This window comes from Ditibartonella apihabitans (assembly GCF_002007485.1).
Classification (GTDB): domain Bacteria; phylum Pseudomonadota; class Alphaproteobacteria; order Rhizobiales; family Rhizobiaceae; genus Bartonella; species Bartonella apihabitans.
Map to the genome: position 1 here is coordinate 868,033 of NZ_CP015820.1, position 17,284 is coordinate 885,316.

Below are 17,284 nucleotides of genomic sequence, written 5' to 3' on the forward strand. Positions count from 1 at the left end.
TCTTTTAGACAAACAAAATCGGTAAGAGATAATAAGCTATATTTTCTTTATGTTTAATAGTCTCGATTATTTCAAAAATGACCGGACTATATCTTGAAAATAGACTTTCAGTTTACACAAACAGTTAATGCTTCTGCGTGACTGGCAAGGTGATGGTAACGGTTGTTCCTTTGCCTTCTTTCGATGTAATATTGAGGTCGCCACCATGGAGCTCTACGAGGGAGCGGGAAATGGCAAGTCCGAGACCGGAACCGGCATGGGTCTTGGTGAACTGGTTTTCGACCTGCTCGAAAGGCTGACAAAGTTTTGCAATAGCAGCTTCAGGAATGCCTACACCGGTATCGGAGAAAACAAAAACTAGCTTGTCGTCTTTCTGATAGCCTTTAACGTCGATATGTCCACCGGACGGCGTGAATTTGACTGCATTGGAAAGAATATTCAGGAACACCTGATGAATGGCGCGGCGATCAATATCGCCATGAAGTTTGGGGGTAATATCGGCTGTTACAGTGATATTTTTTTCTTGTGCCTGCGGCGTCAAAGTACGCAATGTCTCGCTGATAATCGGCTCGAGATCTGCATTCTCGCTTGAAAGGGTAAAACGTCCGGCTTCAATCTTCGACATATCAAGAATATCATTGATCAGTGTCAGCAAATGCGTGCCCGAATTGTGGATGTCATTCATATATTCGGCGTAACGTTCCGAACCCAATGGGCCAAAAGTGCCCTGTATCATCATTTCCGAAAAACCGATAATGGCATTGAGCGGCGTTCTCAATTCATGCGACATATTTGCCAAAAATTCGGATTTGGCCTTATTGGCGCTTTCGGCACGTTCTTTTTCCGATTGCAGACTTTCGTTCAGTTTTTCAACTTCGGTGGCGCGTTGTTGGGCGCTTTGACGCGCAAGTTTCAATTCCTGAATAAAGGAATAAAGCCGCCGCTCGCTATCTTCCAAACTTTTTTGTTGTTGTTTGAGTTCGGAAATATCGGTACCAACCGAAACCAGACCACCGTCCTGCGTACGACGTTCGTTAATTTTGAGCCAGCTTCCGTCAGACATTTGGCGGATACTGGTAAAATTGCCGGTGTCATCATGTTCAACCGACATTTCATTGATGGCAGGTTTTGCCATTGCTTCGACTGTTGCCCTTTGAACACCGGGCTGTAGCATATGATCGGGCAGCGAAGCATATTCGCGGAATTTGCTGTTCGACATAACGAGACGCCCGTCCGAATCCCACAAAACAAAGGATTCGGAGATGTTTTCTATTGCATCGCGAATGCGCAGATCAGCTTGTGCTGTCTGTTCGGCAAATTGATGTTGCTCGCTTATGTCAAATGAAATGCCGACGAGGTGGGCTTCTTCCTCTTGGGCAACTTCGGCACGAATACGCATCCAGACATAGTGGCCATCGGCATGGCGCATAGGAAGATTGATATCAATGTGATCTTTCTCTCCACTCATCAAATCGCGTGCCAATTCGTAAAGATCGGCATCCGCCGGATTGATGATGGACGTGATTTCAGAGATCGACAGAAGTGCGTCTTTCGGTTTGAAACCGAGCATTTCATACATGGAACGCGACCAATAAACACGTCCGCTTGCCATATTCCAGTCCCATAGGCCGCAACGTCCGCGCATCATCGCCATGTCAATGCGGTTCTGGATTTTTTCGGAAATGAGATCGGTATCACGTACACGGGCGGCCTGTGCATAATAGGCATAGAGAATGGCTAATATGACCCCGACTGTTCCGGCGAAAATGGTAATATTGACCGATATGGATTTACGCCATTCAAGGTAAATTTCGTCTGTTTCTTCACCAACGAAAACGCCGTATTTTCCTTGCGCTGCCTGATCGAATGCAGCCAAAGAAGCTTTTCCGTCAATCTTGACTTGCATCACTCCGGCACTGCGGCCGAGAACGAATAAAGCCTGACTATCAGCGACAGAATCTGTGAGCGGGTGATTGATGTGTGTTTCCAGTCCGGAAGCTGCAACAACAACACCCTGATCATCCACAATGGCGATACGTGCGGCATTTGTAATCAACCCTTGTGTGCGGAAATCGACAAGGATGTTTTCGAGATCATTGTTCGACAAGTCGGGCGTGTCCTTGCCGTCATTTGCTTTGCCGTAAATTGCACGATCAATTGAACTTGCAAGATGTCCGGTAGAAAGCATCATCGCAGATCGTGTATTTGTATCAATACCTTGCCGCCACTCATAGAGAAGAACGAGACGTGTTGCAGCGAGGATGACAAGAAAAACAAGGATAATCAGAGGAATGGCACGACGCAGCCATGGCTCAATGGCGAGCAGCCTTTTATAGGCTGGACCTGAGAGCAAATCGACATGCGCTGACCCGGCCTTGCGCTTTTTCAGCGAAGGTTTTGAATCAACAAACGTCCCTGTGGGCGCGTTAAACGCGTCCAAATGCGCCATTTCTGGCCCCCTCTAACATTAACGGATAAACTGGCGAACTGATTCGGTACGCAAAACACCCGAACAAGCCCAATGAATCAAAACTGATTCGTCCTGTCCAGTATTTTCTTTGCGTGGGACCTTTTTTCATTAATCAAGCTTAGAATAAAAGCTTTAATAATTTTTTAACGCTGTCATAGCGTACTCAAAGAAAAAGACCGTTTTAACGGGTAGTAACAAGGAATATTCCAGAAAATTTTCGAGAAAAAAGCGGGGAGAAATATCTTCTCCCCGCCAGAATTTTAATTGTTAGCCGAGTGTACGGCTTACGATGTCGGAAACGTCGACTGAAAGTTTTGGCTCTTTCAATATGCGTTCCAATTGTTCCTTGAGCTTGCTTTGGCGCTTCGGTTCCAGTTGTTTCCATGACCGCGTGAGCGTTGCAAGGCGAGCAGCAAGTTGTGGATTTTCTTTGTCCACAGTCAGGATAATATCGGCGAGTAACTTGTAGCCCTCACCGTCAACCCGATTGAAGCCGGTCTGGTTCGAAGCTGCAAATGCGGCAATAAGCGCACGCGTCCGGTTCGGATTATCAAGCGAAAAGAGCGGATGTTTCATAAGCTCTTTGACATGTGCCAGGGTTTTCTCGCCCGGAACTGTTGCCTGTACGGAGAACCACTTATCCATAACAAGCGGGTCTTTGCCATAACGCTTTTCAAAATCGGATAGTGCTTCTTTAGCTTCTTTTGTTTCATTGAAGAGATGAACAAGAATGGACAGTCCCCCCATCCGGTCTGTCATATTGTCAGCCTTCTTATAGGCCTCGAAAGCACGTGTCGGAGTATTCTCGGCAAGTGTGAGATAATTGAGGACAGTGTTTTTCAAAGCGCGTTTACCAGCCGGTTCGGCTTTTGGCGAATAATGACCTTCGGTCTTCATCTTGTCGAAAACGTGCAACATTTTCTGTTTCAGATGATCGGCCAAAGATTTCATGAACGATTGGCGAACATTGTAAATGCGGTCGGGATCGACATTTTTGCCTATCATACGTGCAAGCTCGATTTCCGAAGGCAATTGCAAGCATAGCGAACGGAAAGCAGGTTCCAATGTGTCATCGTCAAGAAGCGCTTCAATCAGTGTTTGAAGTTTTTCAGGCATAGCCGGTTTGTCATTTGAACGATCGGCAATCGCATCAACCAGAGCCTTACCCATTAACTGGTTGAGTGACTCCCAGCGGTTGACCTCGTCGGCATCAAAGCGTGCACGGAAAGCAAGGTCATCATCGCTTTCTTCCATTTTTAAATTGATTGGTGCAGAAAATCCGCGCAGCAGTGACAAAACCGGCTTTTCTTTCAGATCACGGATATGAACGGTCTGCTTTGCTTCAGACAAAACGATAACATTGTTTTCAATGTGGTTATCGGCCTGATAAGGCATATCCTTGCCGTTTTTGCCCAAAAGCCCGAAAGAAAGCGGTATGACCATCGGCTTTTTATTGGATTGACCGGGAGTGTCGGGAACAGTTTGTGTCAAATCAAGTGTCAAAACACCATCTTTATAATGGCTATCAACGGTCACTGTCGGTGTTCCTGCTTGCTCGTACCACAACATGAATTGTGATAAATCTCGTCCTGAAACATCGGCAAAACAGGCGATGAAATCTTCAATTGTGCAAGCTTCACCATCATGGCGTTGGAAATAAAGATCCATGCCTTTGCGGAAAAGCTCGTCGCCAAGCATGGTATGAACCATGCGTACAACCTCTGCGCCTTTTTCATAGACGGTTGTCGTATAAAAATTGTTGATTTCACGATATTGCCGTGGGCGGACAGGGTGGGCAAGCGGCCCCGCATCTTCAGGAAACTGTGCAATTTTCAATACACGAACATCGGAAATCCTGTGAACAGGGCGCGAGCGCTGGTCAGAGGAAAATTCTTGATCGCGATAGACTGTCAAACCTTCTTTCAAACAAAGTTGGAACCAGTCACGGCAGGTAATGCGATCGCCTGTCCAATTGTGAAAATATTCGTGTGCGATAACGCGTTCTATGCCCGCATAATCGAAATCGGTTGCGGTGTTCGGGTCGGCAAGGACATATTTATCATTGAAAATATTAAGACCTTTGTTTTCCATTGCCCCCATATTGAAGTCGGAAACAGCGACAATGTTGAAAATATCAAGGTCATATTCGCGCCCGAATTTTTGTTCATCCCAACGCATTGCGCGTTTGAGTGAATCCATCGCATAGGCTGCGCGTTCTCTTTTTCCTTTTTCGACATAAATTCCGAGTTTTACTTTCCGCCCCGACATAGTGGTGAAACTGTCGTCATAATGGTCAAGAGCGCCGCCAACGAGGGCAAAAAGATAGCATGGTTTGGGATGCGGATCTTCCCAGATTGCATAATGGCGCCCGCCTTCAACTTTGCCGGTTTCTATAAGATTGCCATTGGAAAGAAGTATCGGCTCATTCTTTTCATCAGCTTCGATCCGTGTTCTGAAAACCGAAAGAATATCAGGACGATCATAAAAATAGGTGATCCGGCGGAAGCCCTGTGGTTCGTTCTGTGTGCAATAGACGCCGTTGGAGAGATAAAGCCCCATTAATTGGCGATTTTTCTTGGGATTGATTTGCGTGGTAACCTGAAGAGTAAATTTGCCTGAAGGGGGATTGTGAATTTCAAGTTTATCAGGTGTTGCCGAATAGTCTTTAGGCTCGAGCTTCTGACCGTTGATTGCCACTGACAACAATTTCAATTCATCCCCGACAAGAACCAATGGTGTTCCCGCTTTGGTGTTTTTGCGTGGTGAAAGGGAAAGCTTCGATTTTACGATTGTTTCGGTAGGATGAAGCGAAAAATCGAGCTCGGTGTTGGAAATTGCGTAATCGGTGGGCTTGTAATCTTCAAGACGATATACTGGAGTGTCAGATTTGGTCATAAATCGTGCCTTTTTATAGAAGTTTATCATGAAGGTAAGCATATTTTGTCGAAACGACAACCGGCTCGAAAAGAAATCTCTGTTCATGCACACCAATGTGAATGGGAAATAGCATTTGCCCAACCTTCAATACGTTTATTTTGGTAACCAGCTTGTATATGAATGAAGAAAATGTCTCGTGCAAAGCAAACGGCAATTTTATTCGTTTAGTCTTATTGACTGCCGGATAAATGCTTTACCGACAGGAGAGAACTCGTGGAAAAACAGTCACCGGCTATTCCGGATGCCCCATCGGGAAATGTCATGCTCGGAATCTGGATGAAGATTTTGTCGGTGGTCTGTTTTGTCGTTATGTACAGCTTTTTGAAATCGGCAAAAGGTGTTCCGGCAGGTGAACTGAGCTTCTTCCGGTCGTTTTTTGGCATTGTCCCGATCATCCTTTGGGTCATGTCATTAAAAGAGCTTAAAACGGTGCTTTACACCAAAAATCTGACCGGACATGTTTTTCGGGGAATGTTCGGTACTTTTTCAATGCTATTCAGCTTTTATGCTTTGACCCTTCTGCCGCTTCCTGAAACAGTTGCCATCGGTTATGGAGAACCGCTTATACTTGTGGTTCTATGTGCAATCTTTCTTCATGAAAAAGTTTATTTTTATCGTTGGAGTGCGGTTATTGTCGGCCTTATCGGTGTGTTGATCATTGTTTGGCCACGTCTCACTGTTCTCGGGTCAGCAAATGCCGATGTCGGAGCTTCAATTGGTGCTCTTTCTGCTCTTGGAGCGGCAATAATGGCAGCCATTGCTATGTTGCTTGTCAGGAAACTCGTGTTTACCGAAAAGACAACAACAATCACCCTCTATTTCATGATAACATCAAGCATTATATCGTTGATTACAGTTCCGTTCGGATGGGTCGTTCCGAATTTTTATCAAGCTTCCATGCTTATTCTGGCCGGGCTTTTCGGTGGTATTGCACAAATTTTTATGACGCAGGCTTACAGACATGCCGAACCTTCAACGGTTGCACCTTTTGAATATACGTCAATGTTGTTAAGCCTTTTGAGTGGTTATTTTATTTTTAACGAAATCCCGACGCTCGCAATGTTGTTCGGTGCGTGCCTCGTCATCGGCTCGGGTATTTTCATTATCCTGAGAGAATCCCATGTCATCGGGAAAAACCATACACGCCACCGTGCACTGTCTCATAAACACCGTTGAGCGCAAATTCGGAATGCTTAAACCGGCTGGTCAAGCGCATTGCGGATTTCCAGAAAATCTGCCCAGGCTAGTTTCTTCTGGCTTGGCGTGCGCAATAAATAGGCCGGATGGAATGTCGGCATCACCGGAATAGTTTTCCCGTTTTCCAAGTGATGCGAGAGCCATTGTCCTCTGGTGCGGATAATACCGTTTTTGACACCGGTCAGAACTTGCATGGCCGGTCCACCCAGAGCGACAAGAATTTCCGGCGCAGACAATTCTATCTGCCGTTCGATAAACGGGCGGCAAAGTTCGGTTTCCATCGGTGTCGGAGTACGGTTACCAGGTGGCCGCCAAGGTATAGTGTTGGCAATATAAACGTCTTCCCGTTTCAAGCCGATTGCCGCGAGGATGCGGTTGAGCAACATACCGGAACGGCCGACGAAAGGAATGCCTTGCAAATCTTCTTCCCGCCCAGGAGCTTCGCCAACGAGCATAAGCTTCGAATGTGGTGTGCCATCGGCAAAACAGGTGTTTTTTGCTGTAAGTTTCAGTGTGCATCCGTTGAAAGATTTGAGCGCTTCGAAGAGTTCATCAAGATTTTTGGCGTTGCGGGCAAGTTCATGTGCTGTTGCAACTTGTCCTTCAACAGAAATGCGTTGAGGAGGAGCATGGCGGGGAGTGTGGCGAACATTTGCTCTTTCCTGAGGAACAGCTGTTTCACGCGCGGCGGCTACTTGTTTTATAATTTCCGCCGATTGTTTGAAACGGTCGATAGGTTTGTCATCAAGTGGCGTGTCAACGCCGGCTTCGGAATAGAAGCCAAGCAACTCTTCATATGAAATCGTGCCGTTTGAACGCTCTGACATTATAACCTTTAGTCTTTCAACGCCAATGAATAGACCAAGCAATAGAGCTCTTCAAGACCGGATATCAGTTGCTTGATTTGTAGACAATAAAGCAACGCCCCAAGTTTGAAATTTAGCCGCCTGATATTACGTCAAGAGAAGAAGCCCTATTCAAAATTTCTCCTGTTGCAAATGTACGGGAGAAAGCCCGGCCAAGTCAGAGCGGGAACTTGAATCGTTCTTAAGAATTTTGTTTTTCAAAAAAGCATGTGATTTTTTATATTTCAATGCTCTAGAAAATAACACTGGAATATGAAGCTGTGACAGATCGCGCCGCAAATCGAGTTACCAGAGAGGCTCTCCGTGTCTTGCCATTAAAAACTCCGCAGCCTGCAAAAGACGGCCATCGGGAGCAATGTGCCGGATAAACATTGATAGATCACGGCGCATTCGTTCGATCGGGCAACGTTCGATAAAGGCTTCCATACCAAGCGATTTCTCGCAAAGGTTAAGAATTCTAACGCAGACATCCTCCATCTGGTCATGTGCGAGAAGGCAGGCCAAAACAGCATCGTCGACATTTTCCTTCGTCGGTTTTCGTGTTGCTTCTTCAACAAGACAAGCAGTTTTAAAAAGCATGGCAGAAGCCGCCAATGTTTCGGAACGTGCTTTTGCAAGGCGTGTTAGCTGGAACGGATCATCAAGCCGGTTTTTGCGAATAAGCATTTCGCGCCACGTATCAATAATCGCTTCTGCACCGCCAAGATGAGCGACACTATGGCGCCAGACGCCACCTATATAATGTGGTTCCTGATGAAAATCCCCCGGTTTTCCAAAAAGATCACCTTCTTTAATTTCCATATCGGAAAAATCGAACGAACCGGTCAGCGTCGGACGCATGCCGGAAGCATCCCAATATTCGATATTTTGTCGTAAGGTGTCGGTGACGTCTACCACAGCGAGTTGATCGGCTTCTCTTTCATTTTTTCGAAGACGTATAATTGCAAATTCAACCATTCCCAAGCCGGTTACCAGACGTTTTACTCCATGGAGCCTGATTTTTCCGTTCGGCAAAGTGGTAAATCTCAAAGGTTGATTGAGACTGGCACCCCAAACTCCCAGAAGAGCACCTTCCTTGACCTTGGAAAAAATGGTTTTTCTCAAACGGTTTTCGGCATAGAGCTCGATAAGACGCACGGCATGAAGATGCCCCTCGAAAAGGCGTGCGAGTGACAGATTGGCTTTGCCAAGCCTGCGTAAAAAATCGAATGCGGCTTTGGTTTCATCTTCATTTTTTGTCAAAGCCCAATTGCTGCCGCCAAGTTTTTTGGGAAGACAGGCACGAAGTGCGCCACTTTCATTCAACCGTTGTAAATCTGAAGTAAGCCCGTATTCTTCTACATGATCGGCACTCTCCGAAATGAGGTCGAATAGGGCTTTATTATCCGTGGACATAGGTTTTTCCATAAACATTTCAGAAAATCTCGTTAGGAGAAAATGCTCGGAAGTTAAATGCGCAAGGATCGAAGAAATTCAAAAACAAAAAGGAAAAAGGGCCATTCAGTCGGGATTTGGCTTTGTTTTCTTGAAACTTCATGGAAATGCCGGAATTTGGCAGATTGGCTGTATCAAAACCGGTCAGAATTGAAGCTGAATTCAGTAAGTACCGGCAGGTGATCGGAACCGAAAAAAGAAAGACGTTTAACGCTTATAGGTTCGATGTCTTCGGAAAGCAGAATCTGGTCAATAGGAAGTCCCAAATAAGGCCGTAGACGAGCGGGGAAGCTATATGAAAGCCATGTTGCACCGATGCCGGAAATGTGCCGTGTACCGGTTAGTCTTTCCATTCTGGAAACGGTATTGCTCCACGTTACACTATTGAAATCACCTGCAACAATCGTTTGCGAAAATTTGTGCTTGAAGTCGGTTCTGAATGCACCGTTTTCCAGTTCGTCTAATTGTAAATTCTGCCCGAATGGCCACGGCCAGGCAAGATGGATAGAGATGATATCAAGGGGAGGGCGATTTGGTTTGTCCGACAGGAATTCTATTTTTGCTATATAACCATGGGTGGTTGTTGCATCATAACAGGTAACAACGGGAGAATTGGTAAAACCGTAGCGGGATAAAAAACTATCTGACAGGATAACGCCTGTCGCACCTGCGCGGTCATTGTCGGCAACGCAACCGATAATCGTCAAATTGTTGTTTTGAAAAAATTCGCGCCATTTTGCAGAAGCTTCTTGCACCGTGATAATATCAGGCTTTTCTTTTTCTATGAGAGTCAGGAATTTTTCCGGAGTTTGATTGTCAAAACGCAGATTGGCTTGAAGAAGTTTGACAGTCGAGCTTTTAAGCATTCCGGAGTTTTGTGACACGCCACCATCATTCAAGCTTAAACTGATAAGGACAGCCGCAAATATTATCGGAAAAACCGCTTGTTGCCGAAGTTTTGTGAAAATAAGAGGAAAGGTAAGTAAAATAGTCAAAAATGCGAGTGGAATGCGGATATCGGCAAGTGAATCAAAAAGCGGATGAAAAGCTGTGAATAAACTCGCAAATAACGGCAAAGTCGACAAAACGACGACAATAAACCAAATAAGGGCAAGAGTCTGACAAACGGATTTTCCGGAATGTTTACCCATTTTGATTGCCGCCATAAATGCGGCACAAGCCAATCATTAATTCGTCGATTGACTTGTCAGGGGAGCAAAAATCGGCTTTGCATAGGCCGGAGTCTTGGCATGAAACAAAGCAAACGCGCCTAAAACCGCCACAAAAACCAAAGTCAAAAACAATATAGAAAAGCGACGAATCAGCATAATTTGGCTCCCTTCGTTAACCATATTGCATAAATTATTTCATTTGAAACCAGTTATCTTTCATGAAGAAGCGAGATTTATTATCATATCAACTGTTCTGTTGTTTTGGGGTAATACCGTTTACTGATGTTGTATTGATCATAAAATAGGTGGCGTCGTTTCCGAACAGGACTATCCCTTTTTATCGCTTTATATCGCCAAAGCCAAAAATTCGGACTGTAAACAAGTTAAGTCGGGTTAGCTTTCATGTGAACTTTCCCGAAAAAAAACGTCTAACAAATACACATGTGATCTGGCACCCATAGTTGATAAAATCGACTATGGGTCATGATAAAACGTGAAGCTGATCGCGATAGATATCCATCATATCTTTGGAAAAACAACAAAAGATGACACTTTGAGGAAAGTCATTCTTTTTTAAAAATTGACAAGTGGTGAAAACAGCAATTTTTGCAGCTTCCTTATGAGGATAACCATAGACACCGGCAGAAATTGCCGGAAATGCGATCGATTGGAATTGCTTATTTTTTGCTATTGCAAGTGAATTCTCGTAACATGATTGCAGTTTTTCCGCTTCATGGTCAACGCCGCCATACCAGATCGGTCCGACTGTGTGGATAATGTAGCGGGCGGGCAGGCGATAACCTTTTGTGAGCTTTGCTTCACCTGTTTTACAACCATTAAGCGCTTTGCATTCGGTAAGTAGTTCGGGGCCCGCAGCCTTATGGATTGCGCCATCCACTCCACCGCCACCAAGAAGAGTTGTATTGGCCGCATTGACAATGGCATCGACATCAAGCTTGGTAATGTCGCCACAAATGACGGAAATACGGTTTTTGTCTATCATCAATGATTTCCCCTTCATTTAGAAATATCGATTGCTTCAATTGTGACCCTTTTCAAGCGAAGTGGAAATAGCCAAAAATTATTAGAAAAATCAGTAAAAACGAGCCTGAAAATCGTGCGGTGATTGAAAAGACCTGGTCAACTTTTTGAAAAAGAAGCGGTACGTTCCCGCAATAATTGATAGACATAGTTTTTGGCAGTTTTGACCGCATCTTCCAATGATTTACCTTGGGCTATCGCGCAGGCAATGGCCGTTGATAAGGTGCATCCTGTTCCTCGCATCGTTGCGTTGAGACGTGCATTCGAAAAATTGGTGGTACGGGAAGAGGAAACAAGACTATCGATTGCAATCTCTCCTGTTTCATGCCCACCTTTTGCAAGAACATATTTCGAACCGGAAGCTAACAGTTTTTTTGCCTGCTCAATTGTCCGGCTATGATTTTCAGAAAGTTTTTCACCGGTCAAAGTAGCAAGCTCGGGAAGGTTGGGCGTGACGAGATAACAATATTTCAAAAATTTCTCTTTGATGACTGTTACTGTTCTGTCGTCTGCAAGGACACCCCCCGATGAAGCACGGATAACCGGATCAAGTATAACCGGAATGTCGGAAAAATTGTCAAGAACGCTGCATATTGCTTCGACAATTTCAGGTGATCCCGTCATTCCCACTTTAATAGCCAAAATTTTATCCGACCGCAGTGCGGCCAACATTTGCCCACGGATAATGTCTCCATTCATCGGCAGCTTTGTTCCGACGTGGTGGTCATCCTGCACATTAACGGACGTGACAGCAAGCCCCGTTCTGACCGAAAAATGGCTTGCTGTTTCGATATCACGGACGATACCCGCACCACCAGTTGGATCAGTTCCGGCAACAATGAGTATTTTGGGCATCAGCGCCATTTTTGTGTTGCTTCCAACCATTGTTTAACACGGTCTTCAGGATTTTCGTTCAAGGCAATATCGGTTACCACGGCAGCGCTATCGGCACCGGCTTCCAATACAGCCTTGGCACGTTCCGGATTCAATCCACCGATTGCAACCAGCGGAAGATCACCAACGAGCTTTTTCCAGCGGGTCACTTTTTCCAACCCTTGAGGTTGCCACTTCATCTTTTTCAATATGGTTTGATAAACAGGCCCTAAAGCGACATAATCCGGCTTCACGGCAAGCGCTTTATTGAGCTCGCTTGCATCATGGGTACTGACGCCGAGTTTCAATCCTGCTTTCTTTATTTTCTCGACATTGGCATCGACAAGATCTTCCTGCCCGAGGTGAATAAAATCACATTTTTCCTCAATTGCCGCTTTCCAATAATCATTGATGATCAACTGACAATGAAATTGTTTGCAAACAAGTTTTGCTCTCTGGATATGCTGGTTAAGAACCTCTAAAGGCACATTTTTCATGCGCAATTGCACCAACTTGACACCAAGCGGTATCAGTTTCTCGATCCAGTCTGCACTGTCAACGATAAGATAAAAGGGGTCTAATTTGATCAAAATATTGCCTTTCCAAACACCGGTGTTGAAGGAACTGCAACATCTCGGGGCTCCAACATTCCGGCTTTATATGCACTTTGTCCGGCTTTTATAGCATTTGCAAACGCCTCCGCCATCAATACCGGATCACCAGCCTTGGCGACGGCTGTGTTGAGCAATACACCATCATAACCGAGTTCCATGGCTATTGCCGCATGAGACGGGCGACCAATTCCGGCATCCACAATCAAAGAAAGCTCCGGAAAATTGGCGCGGATTGTGCGTAAGCCATCAACGTCCCTTGGTCCTTTTGCCGAACCGATAGGGGCACACCAAGGCATAATCACACGACATCCTGCATCAGCCAGCTTTTCTGCGACAATGAGGTCATCTGTGGTATAAGGAAAGACTTGAAATCCATCTTCGTTAAGGATGCGGGCAGCTTCGACCAAAGCAAACACATCCGGTTGCAGCGTGTCGGCATTGCCGATGACTTCCAGTTTAATCCAGGGCGTTTTGAAAATGTCGCGCGCCATATGCGCCGTTGTGACAGCTTCTTTTACTGTAAAGCATCCGGCTGTGTTGGGTAAGATGGATACCCCGAGAGATTTTATAAGCGAAAAAAATTGCCCCCCTTGTTTTCCGCCTGCCGTTTCACGACGCAGAGATAATGTTACAATCTCTGTATGGGAAGCACGAATTGCATCTTCAAGAATTTTGGGCGATGGATATTGCGCCGTTCCTAACAGAAGATGGGATGAAAATTTTTTATCATAAAGTTCAAGCAACTTGCTCAACCTCCCTGCATAGGGCTTAGAATTTCTATTCTATCACCGTTATTCAATTTGAATTCTTCGCGCTCGCTTTCACTAACAAGCTCGCCATTGACGGCTGTTGCCAGCCAATCGCCTTCATAATCGAGCTCGTTCAAAAGAGCCGAAAGCGTTTCAGCGCCTACATTTTTTTCTTCGCCATTAACGAATAACTGCATTTTAATCAGCCCATCACAATTTCGGTCACCTGACGGGCCATCTCCGGCGAGATGAGGTATCCGTGGCGGTGCATTCCGTTGACATAAATGTGATTGCCGTCCTGTTTTACTCGCGGAAAATTATCTTCATAGGCAGGGCGAACGCCAACGCCGATTTCCACAATATCGGCCTCACCAAAGGACGGATGAATAGTGTAGGCGGCATTCAGAAAATCCATCATCGAATGCGCTGTAATCGGCCTATCATCATTGCTTTCGATCATAGTTGCGCCAATCATGAAAATTCCGTTGTCTCTCGGAACAATATATAACGGAATTCGCGGGTGGACGAGCCTGATCGGTCTTGAAAAGGAAATTTCGGTATTGTGCACAAGCAGCATCTCGCCACGAACGCCACGCATGTCTTTATCCTGTCCAAGACGGGCGATACCTGTTGCATCGACAATAAAATCAAAACCGTCTTCACTTGCTCCGACGTCAACAAAATGAGCGTTCATATCTACCAATTTTTGTTTCAAAGCCAACAGCGCTTTGCGAGGATCAATATGGCCTTCGGTTTCGTAAAATAAACCGCGGTTGAAACGCCCGGCAAGATCGGGCTCCAATTTTGCAATTTCATCTCCATCGATTATACGATGCCCACCCGTGCGTTCTGAAAAACGGTTCAATTCTGCGGCATCTCTTTGGGGAGCAACAACGAGGGTACCATGATGTTTTACGAGATCGGGTAGGGTCTCTGCCCACCATTTCATTGTCTGTAACCCCAGTTCTTCAACACGTGCTTCTGCACTTTCTCGTTCGCAATAGGGGGCAAGCATCCCGCCTGCATACCAGCTTGCAGCTCCACGGGGAGAGTGAGCCGGAGCCGAGATCGTTATTTCAGCTCCCGCTTTTGCCAACATATAAGCGCTGGTCAAGCCGGCAACGCCACATCCTTTGACAAGTATTTTCTTGTTCGTTTTTTGCATTCGCATCATCCACAATCAAATGAGGTTGCAAGGAAAAATTTGCAATCCCGTTAAGCCGGAATGAACCAGCTGTGTGATATCCAGAATGTAAATTCTTGGAACGCAACGAAAAACCGGATCGGAATGATTGAAAATCAAATGACTGCTCTTCGTCGAGCATGTCAAATATAACCACCATCCCTCCGCCAGTCCTAACTGGTTCAGGTTCAATGGGTCACTGTAATGATCTGACTTAAATCAATCTCAATACAGACTCTCAGCCCCGAAAGGCTCCCCAAGGTTGGTGCGCATGTTTGGCTTAAATGGTTATTTTGTCAACATCTATAAAACGTGATTGATGACTCTTTAAAAAGAACGCAGCTTATCGTTGAACATAGAAGTCCCAAAATACGGCATTCAAGGTGTTTAAAATGCAAGAGAAGTTTCGATAAGCAATAGAGATGTTAAACGTCTTCTTTTTCGAAAGGCAAAAATGCGGAAATGATCAGCAAAAGCCAGCCGAGAATGTTGATTGTGCCTCCAAGCGGGGCTGCATAAGGAAAGAGCCGTGTTTCGGCAAATTCGCGACACATGATATCCAGTGCAAAAAGCGCAACGCCAATAATGATAAGAACACCTGAAAGGCGCATGACGATATTTGTTTTTGTTGCAACCGAGAGGCCTAGAAGTGCAGCTGCATTGCCAAGAAGGACGGGTGCTACTGCTTCGTAATAGCCGCCGATATGCGAGGCAGCCGCGTAAGCAGCAATACCACCGGCGCCATAAAGGCCGGAAAAGCCGCATAATATACGTTTATTCAAATCAGACATATTTTTCACCCCTTATCTGCCGCAATCAGCGCGTATGAGAAAGCCTCTGCAAAAAGGTCCAGTTCTTTGCGAGGACCAACACTCACCCTAATGAGCCGATCAAGAACAGGCACAAAAGGTTTTCGTACGAATATTTGCCGTTTTATAAGTTCATTTAAAACAGCTGTCGCAAATTTCCCGTCACGACCACAATCAATGGCAACAAAATTGGTTGCAGACGGCAAAGTTTTTAATCCGTTTTTTCCAGCAATTGTTACAATTTGCTGTTTTGCCGTTTCGATTTTCTTGATGACCTCCTCAAGATATTTGCGATCCGCCAGAGCTTGCAAGGCTGCAATTTGTGCCATTTTATTGACAGAAAAATGGTCACGAATTTTATCGAACATGTTGATCAGCTCGGAAAACCCGATTGCATAACCACAGCGCAATCCGGCAAGGCCATAAGCTTTGGAGAAGGTGCGCATTCTCAAAACATTGGGCCATAATTTTGACATGGCAGGCAATTCGTTTTTTGGAGCAAGTTCGCCATAAGCTTCATCAAGAACCAATAGTGTAGTTTCAGGCAAACTCTTGATAAAAGCCTCAATCGCGTTTTCGTTATGCCATGTCCCCAAAGGGTTATCCGGATTTGCGAGATAAACAATTTTTGCTTTATATTTATGCGCTGCATCCGATAGAGCCTGAAGATCAGCCTTGTCATTCAGATAGGGGACTTCCACGAGTTTTCCGCCAAAACCTGCTACGTGATAGTTGAATGTCGGATATCCGCCAAGCGAGTTGATAACAACATCACCAGGCTCGATATATTGGCGTACAATCACCCCCAGAAGAGAGTCCACTCCGGGACCGATGGTTAGCTCATTCGGCTTTAGGTCGTACAGCTCTGCGAGCGCATTGGTGAGGTCGTAATTTTCAGGGTCACCATATTTCCAAACTTCATTAGGAGAGTTTTTAAGAGCCTCAATGACGGAAGGTGCAGGCCCAAAACCATTTTCATTGGCACCTAATCTTGCACGAAATAAATGCCCCGTTTTTCGCTCGATAGCCTCGGGACCTGTAAAAGGAACAGTCGAAGGTAATGAAGCGACAAGAGGCGTGACAGCCGGAAAAACGTATTTGTCTGACATAATCCAATCCAGTTACAGCGGGCGATATGCACCAAAGCATTCTAAAACGACTAGCATAAAAAGGCTCTACCGTAGATATCAATAAATCGTTATGCCTATGATTTTAATCCGGAATTTTGAAAATTGAAGTTGTTTTTTGGCAATGGCATATTGCAACGAATGATATTCATTTTTTAAATATCAATTGATATAAAATATATAATGAAATTTTATTAAATATCCATTATTGAAATAGCATCGTTAAATAATATAGTTTATGAAATATATATAAAACATTTATTTATAAATAAAAAAATGAAATTTTATTCGTTAATTTTATTGCATTTAAAAATTAAAAATAATATAAATTTAAAAATTAAAATAAAAGAATATAAAATAAATTTTATATGAAAAAATAACGATTATGAATAAAACATTGTGCGTTAATTATTTTCATAATGAGCTTATCGGTTAGATTATCGGAGTGAATTTATTTCCGCTATACATGCCAGAAATTAAGAAAAATTTGCTGCTTACACAAATGTGAAATGAACGATCTGGCAATTCATTATTGAGGCGCGATGATACTCTCGGTTTTCTTTAACATCGAAAGGTGGTCATCGACATCACGGTGGTTATTTCTATCACAATTTGAATATGATCAGGCGTAAATGGTTGGGGGTGTCGATAAATGGGAAAATTCAAACTCAGCATTGAATCTCGTCGGTAGAAGATCGGAAATGAGGAACAAAACCACGCAAAATATCTTAAAACCCATTGCAAAAATTCTTGAAAAACAAGTTGGTTGAAGGAAGGCATCCAAACTCTATTTTTCCATAACGGGCTTGTCC

Annotated in this window: 14 protein-coding genes and 1 riboswitch; of the genes, 1 reads left to right on the plus strand and 13 read right to left on the minus strand. The window is 44.6% G+C overall.

The genetic code is table 11. The features are described from left to right. Nucleotides 1–124 precede the first annotated feature (124 nt). Nucleotides 125–2,449: a PAS domain-containing sensor histidine kinase gene (locus BBC0178_RS03870; protein WP_078039279.1), complete on the minus strand. Its 2,325-nt coding sequence runs from the start codon at nucleotides 2,447–2,449 to the stop codon at nucleotides 125–127. 288 nt (nucleotides 2,450–2,737) lie between these two features. Further along, nucleotides 2,738–5,365: an aminopeptidase N gene (gene pepN, locus BBC0178_RS03875; RefSeq protein ID WP_078040347.1), complete on the minus strand. Its 2,628-nt coding sequence runs from the start codon at nucleotides 5,363–5,365 to the stop codon at nucleotides 2,738–2,740. 303 nt (nucleotides 5,366–5,668) lie between these two features. On the opposite strand from pepN, the gene BBC0178_RS03880 reads away from it, so the two are divergent. Continuing rightward, nucleotides 5,669–6,583 carry a DMT family transporter gene (locus BBC0178_RS03880; protein WP_078040348.1) on the plus strand — a complete coding sequence of 305 codons (915 nt, stop codon included), beginning with the start codon at nucleotides 5,669–5,671 and terminating at the stop codon, nucleotides 6,581–6,583. A 17-nt stretch (nucleotides 6,584–6,600) separates the two neighbouring features. Here BBC0178_RS03880 and BBC0178_RS03885 read toward each other — a convergent pair whose 3' ends face one another. The 11 genes from BBC0178_RS03885 to BBC0178_RS03940 all read right to left on the minus strand — a co-directional run bounded on the left by BBC0178_RS03885 (nucleotide 6,601) and on the right by BBC0178_RS03940 (nucleotide 16,454). After that, on the minus strand, nucleotides 6,601–7,431 hold the full coding sequence (locus tag BBC0178_RS03885) for a uracil-DNA glycosylase (RefSeq protein ID WP_078039280.1): 831 nt from the start codon (nucleotides 7,429–7,431) through the stop codon (nucleotides 6,601–6,603). A 324-nt stretch (nucleotides 7,432–7,755) separates the two neighbouring features. Further along, the gene (locus BBC0178_RS03890; protein ID WP_078039281.1) at nucleotides 7,756–8,865 is read right to left on the minus strand and encodes an acyl-CoA dehydrogenase family protein; all 1,110 of its coding nucleotides are present in this window, start codon (nucleotides 8,863–8,865) and stop codon (nucleotides 7,756–7,758) included. Nucleotides 8,866–9,038: 173 nt separating this feature from the next. Further along, nucleotides 9,039–10,055, minus strand: coding sequence for an endonuclease/exonuclease/phosphatase family protein (locus tag BBC0178_RS03900; RefSeq protein ID WP_188317768.1), 1,017 nt, complete (start codon nucleotides 10,053–10,055; stop codon nucleotides 9,039–9,041). Nucleotides 10,056–10,557: 502 nt separating this feature from the next. After that, the gene (locus tag BBC0178_RS03905; RefSeq protein ID WP_078039284.1) at nucleotides 10,558–11,079 is read right to left on the minus strand and encodes an O-acetyl-ADP-ribose deacetylase; all 522 of its coding nucleotides are present in this window, start codon (nucleotides 11,077–11,079) and stop codon (nucleotides 10,558–10,560) included. A gap of 137 nt (nucleotides 11,080–11,216) precedes the next feature. After that, a complete protein-coding gene (locus BBC0178_RS03910) occupies nucleotides 11,217–11,972 on the minus strand; it encodes a hydroxymethylpyrimidine/phosphomethylpyrimidine kinase (protein WP_335617868.1) in 756 nt (251 codons plus the stop codon). Continuing rightward, nucleotides 11,972–12,577: a thiamine phosphate synthase gene (locus BBC0178_RS03915; RefSeq protein ID WP_078040349.1), complete on the minus strand. Its 606-nt coding sequence runs from the start codon at nucleotides 12,575–12,577 to the stop codon at nucleotides 11,972–11,974. The genes BBC0178_RS03910 and BBC0178_RS03915 overlap by 1 nt, the downstream gene beginning before the upstream one ends. After that, nucleotides 12,577–13,347: a thiazole synthase gene (locus BBC0178_RS03920; RefSeq protein WP_078040351.1), complete on the minus strand. Its 771-nt coding sequence runs from the start codon at nucleotides 13,345–13,347 to the stop codon at nucleotides 12,577–12,579. The genes BBC0178_RS03915 and BBC0178_RS03920 overlap by 1 nt, the downstream gene beginning before the upstream one ends. 5 nt (nucleotides 13,348–13,352) lie before the next feature. Further along, nucleotides 13,353–13,550, minus strand: a complete 198-nt coding sequence (thiS, locus tag BBC0178_RS03925; protein WP_078039285.1) for a sulfur carrier protein ThiS — start codon at nucleotides 13,548–13,550, stop codon at nucleotides 13,353–13,355. Between the two features lie 5 nt (nucleotides 13,551–13,555). Then, a complete protein-coding gene (locus BBC0178_RS03930) occupies nucleotides 13,556–14,518 on the minus strand; it encodes an FAD-dependent oxidoreductase (protein WP_078039286.1) in 963 nt (320 codons plus the stop codon). A 160-nt stretch (nucleotides 14,519–14,678) separates the two neighbouring features. After that, a riboswitch (TPP riboswitch) is annotated at nucleotides 14,679–14,805 on the minus strand. Nucleotides 14,806–14,961: 156 nt separating this feature from the next. Beyond that, nucleotides 14,962–15,327 carry a DUF423 domain-containing protein gene (locus BBC0178_RS03935; protein WP_078040352.1) on the minus strand — a complete coding sequence of 122 codons (366 nt, stop codon included), beginning with the start codon at nucleotides 15,325–15,327 and terminating at the stop codon, nucleotides 14,962–14,964. A 5-nt stretch (nucleotides 15,328–15,332) separates the two neighbouring features. After that, a complete protein-coding gene (locus BBC0178_RS03940; protein ID WP_078039287.1) occupies nucleotides 15,333–16,454 on the minus strand; it encodes a pyridoxal phosphate-dependent aminotransferase in 1,122 nt (373 codons plus the stop codon). Between the last annotated feature and the right edge of the window lie 830 nt (nucleotides 16,455–17,284).

What these genes read in the sequence shown, in the direction of transcription:
- BBC0178_RS03930 (WP_078039286.1), bottom strand. Translation starts at nt 14,518, where the DNA reads ATGCAAAAAACGAACAAGAAAATACTTGTCAAAGGATGTGGCGTTGCC.
- BBC0178_RS03880 (WP_078040348.1), top strand. Translation starts at nt 5,669, where the DNA reads ATGCTCGGAATCTGGATGAAGATTTTGTCGGTGGTCTGTTTTGTCGTT.
- BBC0178_RS03905 (WP_078039284.1), bottom strand. Translation starts at nt 11,079, where the DNA reads ATGATAGACAAAAACCGTATTTCCGTCATTTGTGGCGACATTACCAAG.
- BBC0178_RS03940 (WP_078039287.1), bottom strand. Translation starts at nt 16,454, where the DNA reads ATGTCAGACAAATACGTTTTTCCGGCTGTCACGCCTCTTGTCGCTTCA.
- pepN (WP_078040347.1), bottom strand. Translation starts at nt 5,365, where the DNA reads ATGACCAAATCTGACACTCCAGTATATCGTCTTGAAGATTACAAGCCC.
- BBC0178_RS03870 (WP_078039279.1), bottom strand. Translation starts at nt 2,449, where the DNA reads ATGGCGCATTTGGACGCGTTTAACGCGCCCACAGGGACGTTTGTTGAT.
- BBC0178_RS03900 (WP_188317768.1), bottom strand. Translation starts at nt 10,055, where the DNA reads ATGGGTAAACATTCCGGAAAATCCGTTTGTCAGACTCTTGCCCTTATT.
- BBC0178_RS03890 (WP_078039281.1), bottom strand. Translation starts at nt 8,865, where the DNA reads ATGTCCACGGATAATAAAGCCCTATTCGACCTCATTTCGGAGAGTGCC.
- thiS (WP_078039285.1), bottom strand. Translation starts at nt 13,550, where the DNA reads ATGCAGTTATTCGTTAATGGCGAAGAAAAAAATGTAGGCGCTGAAACG.
- BBC0178_RS03910 (WP_335617868.1), bottom strand. Translation starts at nt 11,972, where the DNA reads ATGCCCAAAATACTCATTGTTGCCGGAACTGATCCAACTGGTGGTGCG.
- BBC0178_RS03885 (WP_078039280.1), bottom strand. Translation starts at nt 7,431, where the DNA reads ATGTCAGAGCGTTCAAACGGCACGATTTCATATGAAGAGTTGCTTGGC.
- BBC0178_RS03935 (WP_078040352.1), bottom strand. Translation starts at nt 15,327, where the DNA reads ATGTCTGATTTGAATAAACGTATATTATGCGGCTTTTCCGGCCTTTAT.